This window comes from Alphaproteobacteria bacterium, from assembly GCA_019746225.1.
In the GTDB taxonomy this organism is placed as follows: Bacteria; Pseudomonadota; Alphaproteobacteria; order Paracaedibacterales; family VGCI01; genus VGCI01.
The window spans coordinates 17786-33256 of the sequence record JAIESE010000020.1 but is presented as its reverse complement, the minus strand read 5'-3'; the positions used below and the strand labels follow the sequence as shown (position 1 = coordinate 33256).

Here is a 15471-nt window from a genome sequence, read left to right as displayed (position 1 = left end):
TCTATTAAGCAAGAATAGCCCTCATTTGCTGGGAAAGGAAAGATTCGGATATACCCCGATTTTTCGCTCTAAACTCTCGAAGTGACGAACACCGTATAGGAAAACTAGGGTTATTGGGATTGTGATAAAATAAATGCCAAAGATGCCAAAATAATTTCCCAGGAACACCAGTCCAAACGACGTAATGATGTACATCGAGGCGCGAGAGAGGGCGTATATGAAGCTCGCAAAGGTAAATCGACGGTAGATGGGTAAGTGGTAGATTAAGACAGCCTCTGCCGGCAAGCCACTCAAGTTGAAGAAAAGAAGGGATACTTGAATCAAAATAAGCACCTGAATGTTCGTCAAACTATCTATGAGAAAGGGTATGGAGACCATGAGGATGAAAGCGCACCCCCACCGAAACTTTAGGATTCGAATCGGATGGAAGTGTCGGCTCATATTGGCCCAAAAGATATCAGCAACAACCATAAAACATGTTAAATAGAAGTTGTGTTTGATTATGTCTACAGGAGAATAGCCAAAACGCGATTCGAGGATGGGATTAAAATAAATGAAAGTCATATAAAAACATAAAGGCCACCCGCAATATATTAAAAAGTAGGATAGCAACGTTTTTGACTTTACTGGTTCTTTCCAAGATGGCCTCGATTTCTTTGAAACAGAACGACTCTTCTCCCCCTGGCTCAATTCATCCATGGCTTCCTTCATCTTTTGTCTTTTTAACTCAAGAAAATCTGGTGTTTCACGAAGACGGGTGCGCGCCACAGCTCCCACAAGCGCAATCCCTGCGCCAATCCAGAACGCAATACGCCAGTTCATATAATAGGAAGTCACAAGGGTCGCAACGCCCGTGGCGACCATCGCTCCAATGGAGGCGGCAATGATGATCCAAGCCACTGCTGGATAGGAATTCGGACGCGGAATGCTTTCGGTCACATAAATTTCTGCCCCGATAATCTCTCCCATAGAAGACATTCCTTGCATGATGCGACATATGGTCATGATCCAGGCGGCCGATATCCCGATTTGAGCATAGGTGGGAAGGTTGGCCATGAGAATACAAGATAGGGACATCATAATTGTTGTGATAATAATCGTCGACTTGCGGCCGATATTGTCTCCTAGCCACCCAAAGATCAGAGCGCCAATGGGTCGCATCACATAAGTAGAGCAAAAAGCCAAAGCTGCTAAAAGAGCTGCTGTTTGAGGATCCGTTTTGGGAAAGAAAAGGACGTTCATCACCACAGCCATGTGGACATAGAGCATGAGGTCAAAATATTCAAGAAAGGTACCGATTTGCAAGAGTCCAATGAATTCTTTTTGATCGCGATTGAGTGAGGAAAGTAAGCCCATGATTCTCATCCCTTTTTCGGGTTTGTATTGATTTCTATGAGCTACGAAATGAGGGTTTATGTCAACAGCAAATTTCCCCGGAAGTTTGGATGGTATGAAGTGCTCCTGTTACAAGACCTTAAGATTAATCACAAAATTTGTGAAAACACATACACTAAACTTGACATTTTCTTATTGTTGTATATAAATATATTTGTCTTTATATAATTTAAGGCTCCCAAAGAATATAATATATGTATCCCTTGAATTGACGGGAAATGATACCTATCTACACGATATGATAACCCTGAATCCCATGAATTAATAATTTACGTAGTGCAAAGGAATAATTTAATGCATTTTAAAAAGCTACTCTCATCTTTTATGCTTTCAAGCATAGTGACGCTTCCAACCTTTGGAGCAGAAAAACCGCAATTCACAGGATCAGGAAACCAATCCCAGCAGGTGATATACCGCGATGCTGCTGCACCGCTTCCCCAAGATCTGCCCCTTGTACAGTTGGTGAGGGGCCCCAATCAGCAGCCCCTAAGACTTGATTCTTCTAACCCCTTAGCTGTTATCCCACAAACACCAAAGGCACCATCTTTTTTAACCTTGGAACATTCCTACCGGATGCGAGATGTTTGTCAGGTGTTGATGACAGATGAAGTTGCCGTTGCTTTAAGTAATGTTTTCACCAATGTTGCTTATAGAGAGGCCGTAGAACTTTATGCAATACATGGGGATCGCTTTATCAAGCCTTTCACAGATAAAATTATCTCTATTCTTTATGGCACAGTTGAAGGAACCGTCTTTGGTGCGGCTGGCCTTGGAGACCTTTTAAAGTCATTAAGAAAACTATCTGGCTTTGACCTATCCGGTAAAAGCCATGTGCCAAGCTATCTCAGAAGCAAGCTTCCCCAACATATTATTGATATTTTGCGTCTTAAGCCGGTAACGAATTATGCAAACAAACATCTTATCGGTCCTCACGTCGTTGCACCGAACGTTGCGTATGCTATTGATCAAATTCAAATGGGTCGACTCATTCAAAGCGAAATATTTAAGAGACTCCATGACAAACTCGACAGCTTTCAAGACGATTTGGTTGAAAAATCGGACACAAGGCTCAACGATTTGCGATCAGAACTTGTTTCTCTAGGTGATGAATTACAACGCCAAACCCATGATGGTGAGGCACAAAGGCTTGCTGATGAAATTCAAGCGAAGAAGGCTGAACTCAAGGTTCTTGAAGAGACAGTAGCTAGGGAAAATGAGGGTCGGTGGGCCATTGCTATGCTCTTCAATAGTGCTGCATCTCAGACATTGCTCAATACTTGTTCGAGTGAGCTATGTGTTTTAGAGACAACACTGACCAATAAAAATAGAGTTTTAGAAGAAATGTCGAATAAGATTGAGGCTTTGAGATTGGAAAGGGACGGAATCATACGTGTTCTACAAAGAGCGCAAAGCAGCCAGGATGTTGTTCTCTTGGTTGACTCTCAGCCGAATTTTGTGGCCTGTCTTGAAAGAATTCCACTTTTTGGTGACAGATTAGAAGTGCTGATGAAGCCCTGTCCCCATATTCAACCAGGGTTTCTGTCTTCTGTTTTAACCACAGATAACGCCAAAAGATATGGATCTGTACCTGCTCTCGTCGCTCATAATTATTTGCGACTTTCTGGAACGGTTCAAGCTGTCCATAGTTTGCGTCATGAGTTGAGTATCCCGGAACTGAGAGTGACATTTGAAGAAGTTGCTTTTAGAATTGGTGATATGAGAGAAATAGTTCAGGAAATGCAAAATGCCCCCATGCTTCCGGCACAAGAGGAGTTAGAAGGAAGAGGCTTTGTAGGCTCCGGTTTGGGGTATGCCTGGTCATTATTAAGGGGCACTGCCACTAATATCCAAAATACTATCCGACTTGTTCGTGGAGGAACTCTTGCAGCAGCGCCAGTAATTGATCATACCGCACGTGTTCAAAATCGTTTAGAGAATGTGCGGTATAGCATTATTCTTGCCAGAATGCCGTTTAACATGGTCTATAATACGTTAAAATTTAAAGCAACCCTCGGGGCTCTCAACTATGTTACAGAATTTGTCTTTGGAGCTCGCTTGACTTCTGGAAATTGGTACACTGCGGCAATTCTTGCTTGTGTAGAAGAAATGCACGTCTTACACCCAACTATTATTCCTTCAGTTGTAGGCTCCTTAAGCAAAATGGCATCCAATACAAAATCTGCTCTTGGAAAATTGAATAAAAAGTAACGATAAGGTATATCAATCGTACTTCTTTTAAGGCAGGCCTTGAGCCTGCCTTTTTTGATGAAGATTTAGATGATTATAGTCGACGACAATTGAATTTCACTACCATTTTTACAAGATTATGCGTATACTCGTCCCTTAAGATAGACTTTATTTCCTGTTAATATGAGTCTATGTAAACTCTGATCAAGCAGCTTTTCTTGATAAAGATGTTGTATTTCAATAGAGACTGACCCATATATATCATAGGAAGACTTTTTACTTTATTTTTAGGATACTTGAACGACGATGAATCAAATTCGTAATATTGCCATTATTGCCCACGTTGACCACGGAAAAACAACCCTTGTGGATACCATGCTCAAGCAGAGCGGCACCTTCCGTAGTAACCAAAATGTTGCTGAACGTGCCATGGATTCCAACGATTTAGAACGGGAGCGCGGCATTACCATTTTGGCGAAGTGTACTTCCCTTTTGTGGCATGACGTACGTATCAATATCGTCGACACTCCTGGCCACGCGGACTTTGGTGGTGAAGTTGAACGTATCCTTTCTATGGTTGATGGCGTTGTTGTTCTTGTCGATGCAGCTGAAGGCCCGATGCCTCAAACGAAATTCGTTTTAAGCAAAGCCTTGAAATTAGGTTTGCGACCAATCGTTGTTATCAATAAAATTGATCGTCATGATGCCCGTCCAGATGAAGTGTTGGAAGAAATATTTGATTTGTTCATGGCGTTAGATGCCAATGACGACCAGCTGGACTTTCCCATTGCCTATGCTTCAGGTCGTGGCGGTTGGGCGGTCCGTGACCTCACTCAAGATCGTGTCGATATTTCTCCGTTGTTTGACTTAATTGTTAACCATGTTCATGCCCCAAAAACCGTTGAAAATGCTCCCTTTGCAATGCTCATTACCACCCGTGAATATGATCCCTATTTGGGACGTGTTCTCACGGGCCGCATTTTCTCAGGAACGGCTAAAATCAACATGCCGGTTCGGGTTTTAAATAGAGAAGGTGATATTGTTGAGACGGGACGCATCAATAAACTCCTTGCATTCCGTGGTTTAGAGCGCATTTCTATCGACCAAGCCGAAGCAGGGGACATTATAGCTCTTGCTGGTCTTGAAAAAGCGACCGTTGCAGAAACGGTTGCATCTCCCGAAATCACAAAAGCACTTCCTGGTCAGCCAATAGATCCCCCTACTTTGGCCATGACGTTTTCTATTAATGACTCTCCCTTAGCTGGGCGTGAGGGTACAAAATTAACATCTCGTATGTTGCGGGATCGCTTAGCACGTGAAGCTGAAGGCAACGTGGCGATTCGCGTCACTGAGACCGCAGATAAAGATGCGTTTGAAGTCGCAGGTCGCGGGGAATTGCAACTTGGTGTGATTATTGAAACCATGCGCCGTGAGGGTTTTGAGCTCTCCATCAGCCGTCCACGTGTACTTTATCAAACAGACGCTGATGGGAGTCGTTTGGAACCAATCGAAGAAATTCAGATCGATGTGGATGATGAGTTCGTGGGTACGGTTGTTGAAAGCATGAACGCCCGTAAATCTGAAATGCAAGATATGCGCCCCTCTGGTGGTGGTAAGACCCGAATTATCTTTTTGACCCCTTCTCGTGGATTAATCGGATATCATGGACAATTCCTAACTGAAACGCGTGGTACCGGCATTATGAGCCGCGTCTTCCACGCTTATGGTCCTTTCCGAGGTCCAATCGAAGGGCGCCGCAACGGCGTGTTGATTTGTAATGGTAGTGGTGAGGCTGTTGCTTATTCTCTCAACACCTTAGAAGAACGTGGTATCTTATTTTTAGATCCAGGCACCCAAGTTTACCAAGGCATGATTATCGGTGAAAATAGCCGCGAAAATGACCTAGAGGTTAACCCGTTAAAAGCCAAACAGCTTTCCAACGTTCGTGCCTCTGGAAAAGATGAAGCCATTCGCTTAACGCCACCCAAAATCATGACTTTGGAGCAAGCGATTGCCTACATTCAAGATGATGAACGCGTAGAAGTCACGCCCAAAAGCATTCGGTTACGCAAAGCAGTTTTGGATCCAAACGATCGTAAAAGAGCAGAACGCGCTGCAAAGAACTAACCGCTTCCTATAGAAGCGAAGGGTTGTGAGCCATGATTGTTTTGGGAATTGAAACCAGTTGTGATGAGACGGCAGCGGCCATCGTTCGCGATGACCGAACCATCCTTTCCAATGTTCTGGTATCCCAAATCCCGGGTCATCAACCCTATGGTGGCGTGGTGCCCGAAAAAGCTGCCCGCGCCCATTTAGATCATCTCCAACCCATTATTGAGCAAGCCTTGAAGGATGCTGATGTAACCCTCGATGACTTGGATGGCATTGCCGTAACAGCAGGACCAGGCTTGATTGGTGGGGTTCTCGTTGGTGTGATGACCGCAAAAGCCATGGCCGCTGCCAAAAATCTTCCTTTCATAGCCGTCAATCATTTAGAGGGTCACGCCCTCACCGGGCGCCTCACCCATGATCTTCCTTTTCCGTTTTTACTCCTTTTAATCTCTGGCGGACATTCCCAATTCTTAGAGGTATCTGGTGTTGGACAATATCGATTACTGGGATCAACCATAGATGATGCGGTTGGCGAAGCTTTTGATAAGGTTGCTCGCATTTTTGGGCTCAGCTATCCGGGCGGCCCGGCCCTTGAAAGGCTGGCTCTTAACGGAAATGGCAAACGGTATGAGTTGCCCCGTCCCTTAAAAGGCCGTCCGGGTTGTGATTTTTCATTCTCAGGCTTGAAGACAGCTGTTCGTATGACGGCAGAAAAACATACGCCCTTGTCCCCCGAAGAAAAGGCAGATTTAGCTGCGAGCTTTCAAGAAGCGGTTGCTGATTGTCTAGAAGAGCGGGCGAAGAACGCCATTCAGATGCTTCAAAAGCCCGTTCAGCATTTTGTTGTTGCTGGTGGGGTTGCGGCCAATGCGACGCTACGGGCGCGTCTATCCTCTTTGTGTGAGATTCAAGGCCTTACCTTTACAGCCCCCCCTATAGCCTTATGTACAGATAATGCAGCCATGATTGCTTGGGTGGGGATTGAAAAATTGAAACTGGGATTGACGGATACCCTCGACTTCATCCCCCGCCCCCGCTGGCCCTTGTGTGGGTAGGCCATAAAGTTAAAGATATTGACGTAATGAATAACTGAGTTGGGCTCGATTTGTTGCTTCAAATTTTGCTTTCAGAACATCTATATGCTCTTCCACTGTACGAGGTGAAATGTTTAGGATCTTGGCAATTTCTTTCGTTGTCTTTCCTTCAACCAGTAAAATTCCACAATCTCGTTGGCGGGGCGCGAGGAGATCAACCTTATTTATACTTTTCCCTCGATCATCAGGTAAAACAAATGTATGGTCAGAAAGCCGATCAATTACAGACTGGAAATTTTTATATAACCCGCATATGAATTCTTCAAATATGGTTTTCTTATTGATGTAAAAATTATTGACTTCCTCATTACCTGCCTGAGAAGCAAAAACAAAAGAATCACAATAAATATCGTGTTGTTGCGTGATTGTCATCCCGTGGGCATAATTAAGATGTCTTTATTATATGATCGTAGGCATGACGGGGATAATTAGAGGGGAAATGATCCCACATATGGTACGTAGATTCATAATGCCGTATATCTTTTTCAAAAACCCCGTAGTGATATAATTCCTTGGAGTAGTATTCATATGAAAATTCAATGTCGTTGCTAATAAGAAGTTGTTCTTTGTTTAAATATTTTCTTCTAAAAGTAAGAAATTTTATATTTGCCATTGAAGTTATGGGGTTTGCAATAGGTTCAAGCATATCTTGGTAAGAAAAATAAGGGAAACGTGTAATATCCATCAATTCATCTCCCAACTTACTGATTCAATCACATTCTGTGGCAGATTGTATCTGTTTTGATCCAAAATCTCAAGCTATACATTGAAATATTTGGTGTTAGAAGATATCTTCAAAGAATTCTTTCATCGTGGCAATTGAGCGAGCCCTTCACAGAGATGCAGACTCTGAGAAGGGCTTTTTCGTCCCTGATTAGGTCGTTACTTCTTCTCCCGGCTCGACCGTTTAGGGAGAGGGGGGCTATGGGGTTCTGGAGCAACATCAACGTTGAAGTTTCCTCTAATACCTACTAATTGTCTGGCTTTGGGATACCCTGGGTGATGGTTCATAAAGTCAGGATGATGTTCTATAAATGTACTAAGTTCCTGATCAATTTCTTGATGGATAAAATTAATGTTAATAAAAATCCCTTTCAAATTGATCCAATCAACAGGCTCCGTTTGCGGTAACTCACGTCTTACATCATTAATTTTCTTTTCGAATAAGTATATTTGCTGGCGTAGGAATATGATTTGGGAGTCAGTTTTTCGAAGCCACAGGGACAGATACTCATAAGCTTCCATATCCTTTTTTTGTATAGCGTCTATGATCAAAGCTTTGTTTTTTTCATAGTCTGATTTTGACTGGCTTAGAAGACCTCTTAATGTACCCACCTGTTCTTCTATGAAGTGCTCGATCACCAGAGGGTCAGACTTGCCTTTTTGCAATTCCGTTGTGGCAACAAGGTCCCTTCTTTTAAGTTTTTCTATAACTCGGCTATCTTGCTTTTCAAGGGATTTTCTCAAATGAGGAGGAGAGTTCGAGTCTTCAGAATATACGGAAAATTGCCCACCAACCTTGCCGATGGCTGGAATGTATTGATAGGTTCGGACTTTGCGATTACCAACTTGTTTTATATCCCCATACGCTTGGGCTTTGGCTTCCTCAGATATATTGAGTTTTGCGAGCGTTCTTCTCACGAGTCTCTTGCCAGCACCCGGAATAATAGCGATCATAGCCTGTGGTTCTAATGCCATGATCTTCATGCCAGCTTCATTATTTAAACATCCTCCGCCTGCTAAAATGTCCATCTCATGATAGGAGAGGGAAGTAGGAAAGCCTGTCTCATCCACTTGTACTAGGGCGGGGCAGTCTTTTGGTTCTTCCTGTATGGCGTATGTGGAAAAATTGAGCAGTGCAAAGACGATAAGGATACGGCGCAACATAGAAGACTCCTAAACTTTAAAAATTTCCTAATTACATCCTATCATGAAATCATTAAGACCCGGTTAATCTGGTTGAGCCTCCCATCGTAGAAATGAGAGTTTATTAACTCTTTAACAATGGTTTCCAGCACCCTCTATTGCTATTAAAGCTAGTATAAAGTTCACAAAGAGAGTATATGTTCATCATGAAAAAGATATGCATTATTGGCGCTGGGTCTTGGGGAACGGCCCTTGCCCTAACCGCCCACCGCGCAGGACAACAGGTGACTCTTCTGCCACGTCAGCCTGAACAATCGGTTATTATCAATAAAACCCTTGAAAATTTAGTCTACCTTCCAGGAATTTCTTTGCCTCCAGATCTTGTGATAACAAGTGATTTGAGTGTTATTTCTGAAGCGGATATGGTCTTGCAAGTCACACCAGCCCAGACAATTGCTGAAACCTGTCATATGGTCAAACAATATTTGCAGCCCGATGCACCTTGGGTTATTTGTGCAAAAGGTATCGTGAGAGGAAATGAAGAAAAAGAGCCTCAATTACTATCTGCAATGACCAGAAGTATATTACCCAATCCTATCGTTATTCTCTCAGGACCATCCTTTGCTGATGAGGTGGGCCTGAATTTGCCAACGGCGGTTACCATCGCCTCAGAGAAGGAAGAGGTCGCTAGATTAGTAGCGTCAAGCTTACGTCATCTACGATTCCGATGCTATGTGAGCGATGATCCAATTGGCGTTCAAGTAGCCGGTGCTGTCAAAAATGTTCTCGCGATTGCCTGTGGCATTGTGCGAGGGAAGTCCTTTGGTAACAATGCCGCTTCTGCCCTTATTACCCGGGGTCTCGCTGAAATGCGCCGTCTGGGTATGGCTCTCGGGGGAAAAAGCGATACATTTATGGGGCTATCTGGAGTTGGCGATGTTACGTTGACCTGTTCGAGCGAACAATCCCGCAATATGCGCCTTGGCATCGCACTTGGAAAAGAAGGCGCAAACGCCTCTAAAATCTTAAAAGAAACGGCGTTCATTGCCGAAGGGGTGCCAACGGTTGCAGCTGTGCTTCGGCTTTCCCAAACCTTATCTATTCCGATGCCTTTGTGTCAGGCGGTTTATGATATAATATACAACGATGTTGCGATTGATGAGGTTGTTGATAATATCTTATCTCGACAATCAGAATTGGAGTTCTAATGAAGTATTGGCTTATCAAAACAGAACCATCCACGTGGTCGTGGAATGATCAAGTTACAAAGAAAACAACTCATTGGGATGGGGTGCGTAACTATCAAGCCGCCAACAATTTGAAAGCGATGAAAGTGGGTGACTTGTGTTTCTTTTACCATTCCGTTTCTGATCGACAAATCGTTGGCATTGTTGAAGTTACACGCCCCTACCACCCCGATCCTACGGATGAAACAGGGCGCTTTGGGATGGTGGAAGTAAAAGCCGTGAGGCCTTTAAAAGCACCAGTGAGCTTGGATGATATTAAGCTTGAGGAACGCTTGGGTCATTTAGCCCTTGTTCGCCAATCTCGATTATCTGTTATGCCCATCGACGAAGCTTCTTGGGCTCTCATTTTGACTATGGGGGGAGAAAAATGACCCCTGTTGTCCTCTCCCCTTTCGCAAACCAACTCCTTAAAGTCTTAATCTTTCTCTTTATTCCCGTATCCATTTTGGTTCCTCATGGGGTCGTTTGGGAAATCATCATTGGGGGATTGATCGGTCTCTATTATAGCCGAAAACAGATTCTTGAAGAGTTGCCGTATCCTTTAGTTGTAACGCTTTTCTTGATTCCTTTGTGGGCAATAGTGACGACATTATGGGCAAAATACCCGATTGTTTCACTCATCATGAGTTTAAAAATACTCGTGCTTGTTCTCCTTGGTATCTTCTGGTGCCGCCTTTGCTTAAGCTTACCTCAAAGTACCCGGCAATCTCTGATTCGTGCCTTACTAGGTGGCTTGTTTTTAGGACTTTTCTTCCTTCTTATAGAATACTGGTCGGGACAAGCTTGGCGGTATTATTTGAATAAACCCTCGGCTAAAGCGTATGCGCAAGGATCATTGCTCATTTCTTTGGTCGTTTGGCCAGCAATTCTCTGGGCCCTACGATTGCCTTACACTTTTCTTTGGCGATTCAGTCTAAGTGGATTTTTGCTCATTATTGTCTTTTGGACTCTGTTTCAAATTGACTGCGATACATCGTATATCGGCCTATTTATGGGACTTTGCGCGTTTGTAGGGACCCTCCTTTTTCCACGACTGAGTTCATGGGGTATGCGTCTTTTTGTACCTCTTTTTATCGTGGCATTTCCTTTTATCAGTTTGTACGCTTTCAAGCCTGAGTATGTCCCTGCCTACAACTCTTACATTCATTCATCTGCCTATTTAGATCGACTTTATATCTGGAATGAAGTGGCAACAAGCAGTCTAGAACACCCAATTGGGGGTATTGGAATGGATGGAACACATTCACACGACAAAGCGTCTCTTTTTAGAGATTGGACCTATGTAGATGAAAGCGGAAAAAAATGGGAAAATCATACCCCCCTTATTGCGATGCATCCCCACAATGCGATTCTTCAGCTTTGGTTAGAACTCGGGCTTCCTGGCGTCATTCTTGGAACACTTCTGGCCTATCTCAGCCTATTCTATATTTATCGAACTGGCTTATCTTCCCTCGAAAAGGCGGTTAGCGCTGGATTATTTACTGGGACATTTCTTGTCGTTTGGGTTAATTTAGGATTTTGGCAAAACTGGTGGATTTCGGGTTTATGGATTATAATTGGCCTGACAATCTCAATGTTTAACGGTAAAAAGGAAGCGAATGAAGGAATATATTCTCAACTTACTGAAAGTAAATAAAGAAGGAACAAGTGAAAAGCTAAAGACCGAATTGGTCATTTTTGTTTCTGATTTATTGGTGGCTCTTTTGAGTCTATACGTCACTTTGAGGATTTTGCTCGGAAGTGAAATTCAAACCCTTCAAATGCCTTTCATTTTAAAGCACTGCCTTGTGTTTGCCCTTATTTGCTTTGCCTTATTTTCTTGGGTTCGTAGCTATCAAGGCTCGTCAAAATATATATCCATGGAAAATATTCCTGGAATTTTAGGCTGTGCTGTTTTAGCAAACTTATTCTATCATCCTTTGATGCTTCTCATGGGAAATTTGCCCCCCCTTACCCCTATTGTTAATACAGTCTTATTTATGACGGGCCTCCTCCTTCCCCGCCTAATAGCCCCATTTTGGCGACGGGAGGAGATTAAGACGAATACAGTAGAGTTGTCACCAAAGATCCCTGTTGTTGTGATTGGGTACAATGAACAGATTGGGGCTTATCTTAGAGAGAATGATAAGAATCGGGAGGATAGAACCTCGTTTCCCTATCATCTTGAAGGAATTCTCCTCAATCATCCATTGAGTGATGAAGATTTGGCGCCTCCTGTGCCAATTTTAGGGATGGTTAGCGACTTTGTTTCTATCGTTCAAAAATTATCATTAGAAGGTCGAGAACCAAAGCGCTTCCTCATTACCCAAGATTCTTTAAATCACATGCCGTTGCGCCACCTTCTCCTCAAATTTCAAGGAAAGGGGATATTAAGTTTACGATTCGAGGTTTCACCAGCAACTCATGAAGTTACTTTGAGACCTCTTCATCTTGAGGATCTGATTGGGAAAGCACGTTTGGAATCTGATCAAAATACAATTCTAAATTCCACCTGGCAGGAAGTTCAAGTGCTCTTTGACTCAACACGTGTTTTGATCACTGGGGTACATGATCCTGTTGTTCATCAGCTTGCGAACCATATCGTGGGTTTTTATCCCAAACAGTTAATCTTGGTTGACCCGTCTGAGCAGGCCTTAGCTTCCTTAAAGGTTAGTTTCGATCAACTCTATCCCGATGTGGAATGTGAGTACGTATTGGCGTCTATTACAGATCGGGCAACCATGGATCGACTCATAAAGACGCATCAACCTCAGGTTATTATTCATGGGGATCGGGTAACGCATCCTGATTTAGTTGCTGACAATCTTTTGATGGCTGTTCAGAAAAATATTTTAAGCCCTCTTCATCTAGTTCAAGATATTCAAAGGACAGAAGCTTGCTTATTTGTGCTCATAAATGCGCAAACTCCAACACGATTAACCAGGCTGATCTCTTCCCTTGTTTCACGCCAGATTCAAGCCATCGATCGGGCATCAAAGAAGAAAAGTCAAATGAGGTTTCTCGTCGTTAATTGTAGTGATGTATGGAATAATTTGGACTCTGTGACAGCATTTTGGGAAGATCAGTTAAATCAAGGTCTTAATATTTCTATTCCGTCACCGGATTCATATTCCTACTTATTGTCTGCCGAAGAAGCGGCAAGAACGATTTTAAAGGCGATCGTCAAAGCTTTGCTCAATGAGAAAACGAAAGGTCAAGTTCTTCACCTCTCCGGCGGAGAACCTTCACGTTTCCTTGACTTGATTCGTTCCCTTTCCCTCCTCAATGGGTTAATCCCTGAGATCGATGTTAAGGTTAAATTTTCTGGGGAAGTCATCCAGAAGCCCTCTTTTGAGGAAACAGATCTTCTTCAATCGCTAACACCTGGTGTTATGATGGGAGAAATCAATAGTTGCGTCCATGCGCAAGATGAAGACCTCCTTATCAAGCTAACGGAACTCCTAGAAAAAGGTCAAACGGCTAAAATCGTAGCCTTATTGGAAAGAATGAATCTGGATGAGGATGATGCAGATTCGGCGCAATTTTTCAAGTTAACGGGTTAAAATTTATGTGTGGAATTGCTGGCTTTATCACTCCTGGACTTACGAATGCATTGACTTTAATGCGGATTACGTCAGACATGACAAATGCCATTCGGCATCGCGGTCCGGATGATGAAGGTGCTTGGGTTGATGAATCTGCTGGATTAGCCCTAGGTCATCGCCGCTTATCAATTCAGGATTTGTCACCTGCTGGACATCAGCCAATGATTTCACACTGTGGTCGATGGGTTATGGTCTATAACGGTGAAACCTACAGCAACAAAGAACTCCGTCCTCTTTTAGAAGCGCAGGGCATTGTTTTTCGTGGTCACTCCGATACAGAAGTTATGGTAGAAGCCATCGCTGCTTGGGGAGTAGAAGCCTCGGTCAAACAGTTCAATGGGAAATTTGCTTTTGCTCTTTGGGATCGTAAAGAGCATCATTTATATCTTGTTCGGGATCGTTTGGGGATTAAGCCTCTTTATTGGGGGATATCAGGTTCTTCGTTTTTATTTGGGTCTGAACTCAAGGCCTTGTGTGCCTATCCAGATTTTCACCCCAAATTAAATCTGGAAGCTCTCGCCGGCTATCTCAAGCATGCGTATGTGCCAACGCCGCTGTCTATTTATAAGGAGGTTCACAAACTTCCTCCTGGAACAATATTATGCCGAACACCTGATGGACAAGTAAATCTAAAGGCTTTCTGGACCTTGGAGGATGCGATTTCTCAAGGTCTATCATCCCTCGAACAAAATCCGGATCCCTCCCCTCAAAATGCGTTGGAAGATCTCGAGGACCTTCTCAATGATGCGGTGACGCGCCGGATGATTTCGGATGTTCCTTTGGGTACATTTTTATCAGGGGGGATTGATTCCTCACTTGTTACGGCAATTGCAGCACGCCACAGCCCAAAACCCATTCAAACGTTTACAATTGGTTTTGCCGAGAAAGAATATAATGAGGCGCCTTATGCTAAAGCGATTGCGACCTATCTTGGAACGGATCATACAGAGTTAATGGTAACGCCACGCCAAGCGCTGGATGTCATTCCCAACCTACCTCATATCTATGATGAACCTTTTGCGGATTCTTCCCAAATTCCAACGTTTTTGGTGTCTCAGCTGGCTCGGCAGTCCGTAACCGTTGGCCTATCTGGGGATGGGGGAGATGAGGTGTTTGCAGGATATTCCCGTTATATGTGGGGAAATACCATGTGGAAAACCATGAGGAATATCCCGTTTCGAAGCAGTTTTGCCAACCTCTTAACACTGATGCCTCCTACGGGTTGGAATATCTTAAGTTCCTTGATTCCAGCATCAAAGCGACCCGCTCAGTTGGGTCATAAAATGCACAAACTGGCCCGATGCATGAAGGCAAAGACATCCGAAGCTCTCTATGAATCCCTTATCAGTTATTGGGCTGAACCTTCAGAGATTTTGCCACATCATTATGCCCCCAACATGCCAAGATTATCTCCTCATTTTAATGACTTTGTTTCCAAAATGCAGGCCCTTGATACCTTAACGTATCTGCCGGATGACATCTTAACAAAGGTTGATCGCGCCAGCATGAGTGTTGGTTTAGAGGTGCGCGTGCCGCTTCTTGATCATCGGGTGGTTGAATGGGCTTGGGCACAGCCTACTGCTTTTAAAACCCAAGGGAGATCAAGTAAGTGGTTGCTTCGTCAACTCCTTTACAAGCATGTTCCTCAAGATCTGATTGATCGACCAAAATCGGGATTTGCGGTGCCCATCGATACTTGGCTTCGAGGTCCTTTGCGTGATTGGGCTGAAGATCTCATGAACCCGACAACCTTGATGGACACGTTTGATCCGGGCCCCATTCGGGCCTTGTGGAAAGCTCATTTGGAGGGTCGGGCTGATCACAAAGAGAAACTTTGGTCGATACTCATGTTTGAAGCTTGGCGGCGCAATACACGAACCCAACTTCAAGAGCCTGAAGTCAAAAGAGATAAGCTATTCGCCCATCGTTGAGGTTTGAAACCACAATTGAGCCCCAGCTTTGCCCGTGATTGGTTATTATGTTATA

At 43.7% G+C, this 15471-nt stretch carries 12 protein-coding genes; 8 read left to right on the top strand and 4 right to left on the bottom strand.

Features of this window, described 5'->3' with window-relative positions; translation table 11 throughout:
* Positions 1-21 precede the first annotated feature (21 nt).
* Positions 22-1365 carry an MFS transporter gene (locus K2Y18_03815; protein MBX9804863.1) on the bottom strand — a complete coding sequence of 448 codons (1344 nt, stop codon included), beginning with the start codon at positions 1363-1365 and terminating at the stop codon, positions 22-24.
* A 324-nt stretch (positions 1366-1689) separates the two neighbouring features.
* Between K2Y18_03815 and K2Y18_03810 the strand changes: the two genes are divergently transcribed.
* The 3 genes from K2Y18_03810 to tsaD all read left to right on the top strand — a co-directional run bounded on the left by K2Y18_03810 (position 1690) and on the right by tsaD (position 6749).
* Positions 1690-3603 (top strand): hypothetical protein, encoded by a 1914-nt coding sequence (locus tag K2Y18_03810; protein MBX9804862.1) that lies wholly within the window; start codon positions 1690-1692, stop codon positions 3601-3603.
* A gap of 285 nt (positions 3604-3888) precedes the next feature.
* Positions 3889-5709: a translational GTPase TypA gene (gene typA, locus K2Y18_03805; GenBank protein MBX9804861.1), complete on the top strand. Its 1821-nt coding sequence runs from the start codon at positions 3889-3891 to the stop codon at positions 5707-5709.
* A gap of 32 nt (positions 5710-5741) precedes the next feature.
* Entirely contained in the window at positions 5742-6749 is a 1008-nt protein-coding gene (tsaD, locus tag K2Y18_03800; GenBank protein MBX9804860.1) for a tRNA (adenosine(37)-N6)-threonylcarbamoyltransferase complex transferase subunit TsaD, read from the top strand.
* 9 nt (positions 6750-6758) lie between these two features.
* On the opposite strand, the gene K2Y18_03795 is transcribed toward tsaD, so the two are convergent.
* The 3 genes from K2Y18_03795 to K2Y18_03785 all read right to left on the bottom strand — a co-directional run bounded on the left by K2Y18_03795 (position 6759) and on the right by K2Y18_03785 (position 8675).
* Positions 6759-7160, bottom strand: coding sequence for a helix-turn-helix transcriptional regulator (locus tag K2Y18_03795; GenBank protein ID MBX9804859.1), 402 nt, complete (start codon positions 7158-7160; stop codon positions 6759-6761).
* 13 nt (positions 7161-7173) lie between these two features.
* On the bottom strand, positions 7174-7473 hold the full coding sequence (locus K2Y18_03790; GenBank protein ID MBX9804858.1) for a hypothetical protein: 300 nt from the start codon (positions 7471-7473) through the stop codon (positions 7174-7176).
* A 197-nt stretch (positions 7474-7670) separates the two neighbouring features.
* Positions 7671-8675, bottom strand: a complete 1005-nt coding sequence (locus tag K2Y18_03785) for a hypothetical protein (GenBank protein MBX9804857.1) — start codon at positions 8673-8675, stop codon at positions 7671-7673.
* 176 nt (positions 8676-8851) lie between these two features.
* Here K2Y18_03785 and K2Y18_03780 point away from each other — a divergent pair, with 176 nt between their 5' ends.
* The 5 genes from K2Y18_03780 to asnB are packed head-to-tail and all read left to right on the top strand — an operon-like array spanning position 8852 to position 15416.
* Complete coding sequence (locus K2Y18_03780; protein MBX9804856.1) at positions 8852-9862, top strand: NAD(P)-dependent glycerol-3-phosphate dehydrogenase; 1011 nt, start codon at positions 8852-8854, stop codon at positions 9860-9862.
* Positions 9862-10272, top strand: coding sequence for an EVE domain-containing protein (locus K2Y18_03775; GenBank protein ID MBX9804855.1), 411 nt, complete (start codon positions 9862-9864; stop codon positions 10270-10272). The genes K2Y18_03780 and K2Y18_03775 overlap by 1 nt, the downstream gene beginning before the upstream one ends.
* The gene (locus tag K2Y18_03770) at positions 10269-11537 is read left to right on the top strand and encodes an O-antigen ligase family protein (GenBank protein ID MBX9804854.1); all 1269 of its coding nucleotides are present in this window, start codon (positions 10269-10271) and stop codon (positions 11535-11537) included. The genes K2Y18_03775 and K2Y18_03770 overlap by 4 nt, the downstream gene beginning before the upstream one ends.
* Positions 11500-13443 carry a polysaccharide biosynthesis protein gene (locus K2Y18_03765; protein MBX9804853.1) on the top strand — a complete coding sequence of 648 codons (1944 nt, stop codon included), beginning with the start codon at positions 11500-11502 and terminating at the stop codon, positions 13441-13443. The genes K2Y18_03770 and K2Y18_03765 overlap by 38 nt, the downstream gene beginning before the upstream one ends.
* Before the next feature lie 5 nt (positions 13444-13448).
* Positions 13449-15416 (top strand): asparagine synthase (glutamine-hydrolyzing), encoded by a 1968-nt coding sequence (gene asnB, locus K2Y18_03760; protein ID MBX9804852.1) that lies wholly within the window; start codon positions 13449-13451, stop codon positions 15414-15416.
* The last annotated feature ends 55 nt before the right edge of the window (positions 15417-15471 follow it).

What these genes read in the sequence shown, in the direction of transcription:
- K2Y18_03815 (MBX9804863.1), bottom strand. Translation starts at nt 1,365, where the DNA reads ATGAGAATCATGGGCTTACTTTCCTCACTCAATCGCGATCAAAAAGAA.
- K2Y18_03810 (MBX9804862.1), top strand. Translation starts at nt 1,690, where the DNA reads ATGCATTTTAAAAAGCTACTCTCATCTTTTATGCTTTCAAGCATAGTG.
- typA (MBX9804861.1), top strand. Translation starts at nt 3,889, where the DNA reads ATGAATCAAATTCGTAATATTGCCATTATTGCCCACGTTGACCACGGA.
- tsaD (MBX9804860.1), top strand. Translation starts at nt 5,742, where the DNA reads ATGATTGTTTTGGGAATTGAAACCAGTTGTGATGAGACGGCAGCGGCC.
- K2Y18_03795 (MBX9804859.1), bottom strand. Translation starts at nt 7,160, where the DNA reads ATGACAATCACGCAACAACACGATATTTATTGTGATTCTTTTGTTTTT.
- K2Y18_03790 (MBX9804858.1), bottom strand. Translation starts at nt 7,473, where the DNA reads ATGGATATTACACGTTTCCCTTATTTTTCTTACCAAGATATGCTTGAA.
- K2Y18_03785 (MBX9804857.1), bottom strand. Translation starts at nt 8,675, where the DNA reads ATGTTGCGCCGTATCCTTATCGTCTTTGCACTGCTCAATTTTTCCACA.
- K2Y18_03780 (MBX9804856.1), top strand. Translation starts at nt 8,852, where the DNA reads ATGTTCATCATGAAAAAGATATGCATTATTGGCGCTGGGTCTTGGGGA.
- K2Y18_03775 (MBX9804855.1), top strand. Translation starts at nt 9,862, where the DNA reads ATGAAGTATTGGCTTATCAAAACAGAACCATCCACGTGGTCGTGGAAT.
- K2Y18_03770 (MBX9804854.1), top strand. Translation starts at nt 10,269, where the DNA reads ATGACCCCTGTTGTCCTCTCCCCTTTCGCAAACCAACTCCTTAAAGTC.
- K2Y18_03765 (MBX9804853.1), top strand. Translation starts at nt 11,500, where the DNA reads ATGAAGGAATATATTCTCAACTTACTGAAAGTAAATAAAGAAGGAACA.
- asnB (MBX9804852.1), top strand. Translation starts at nt 13,449, where the DNA reads ATGTGTGGAATTGCTGGCTTTATCACTCCTGGACTTACGAATGCATTG.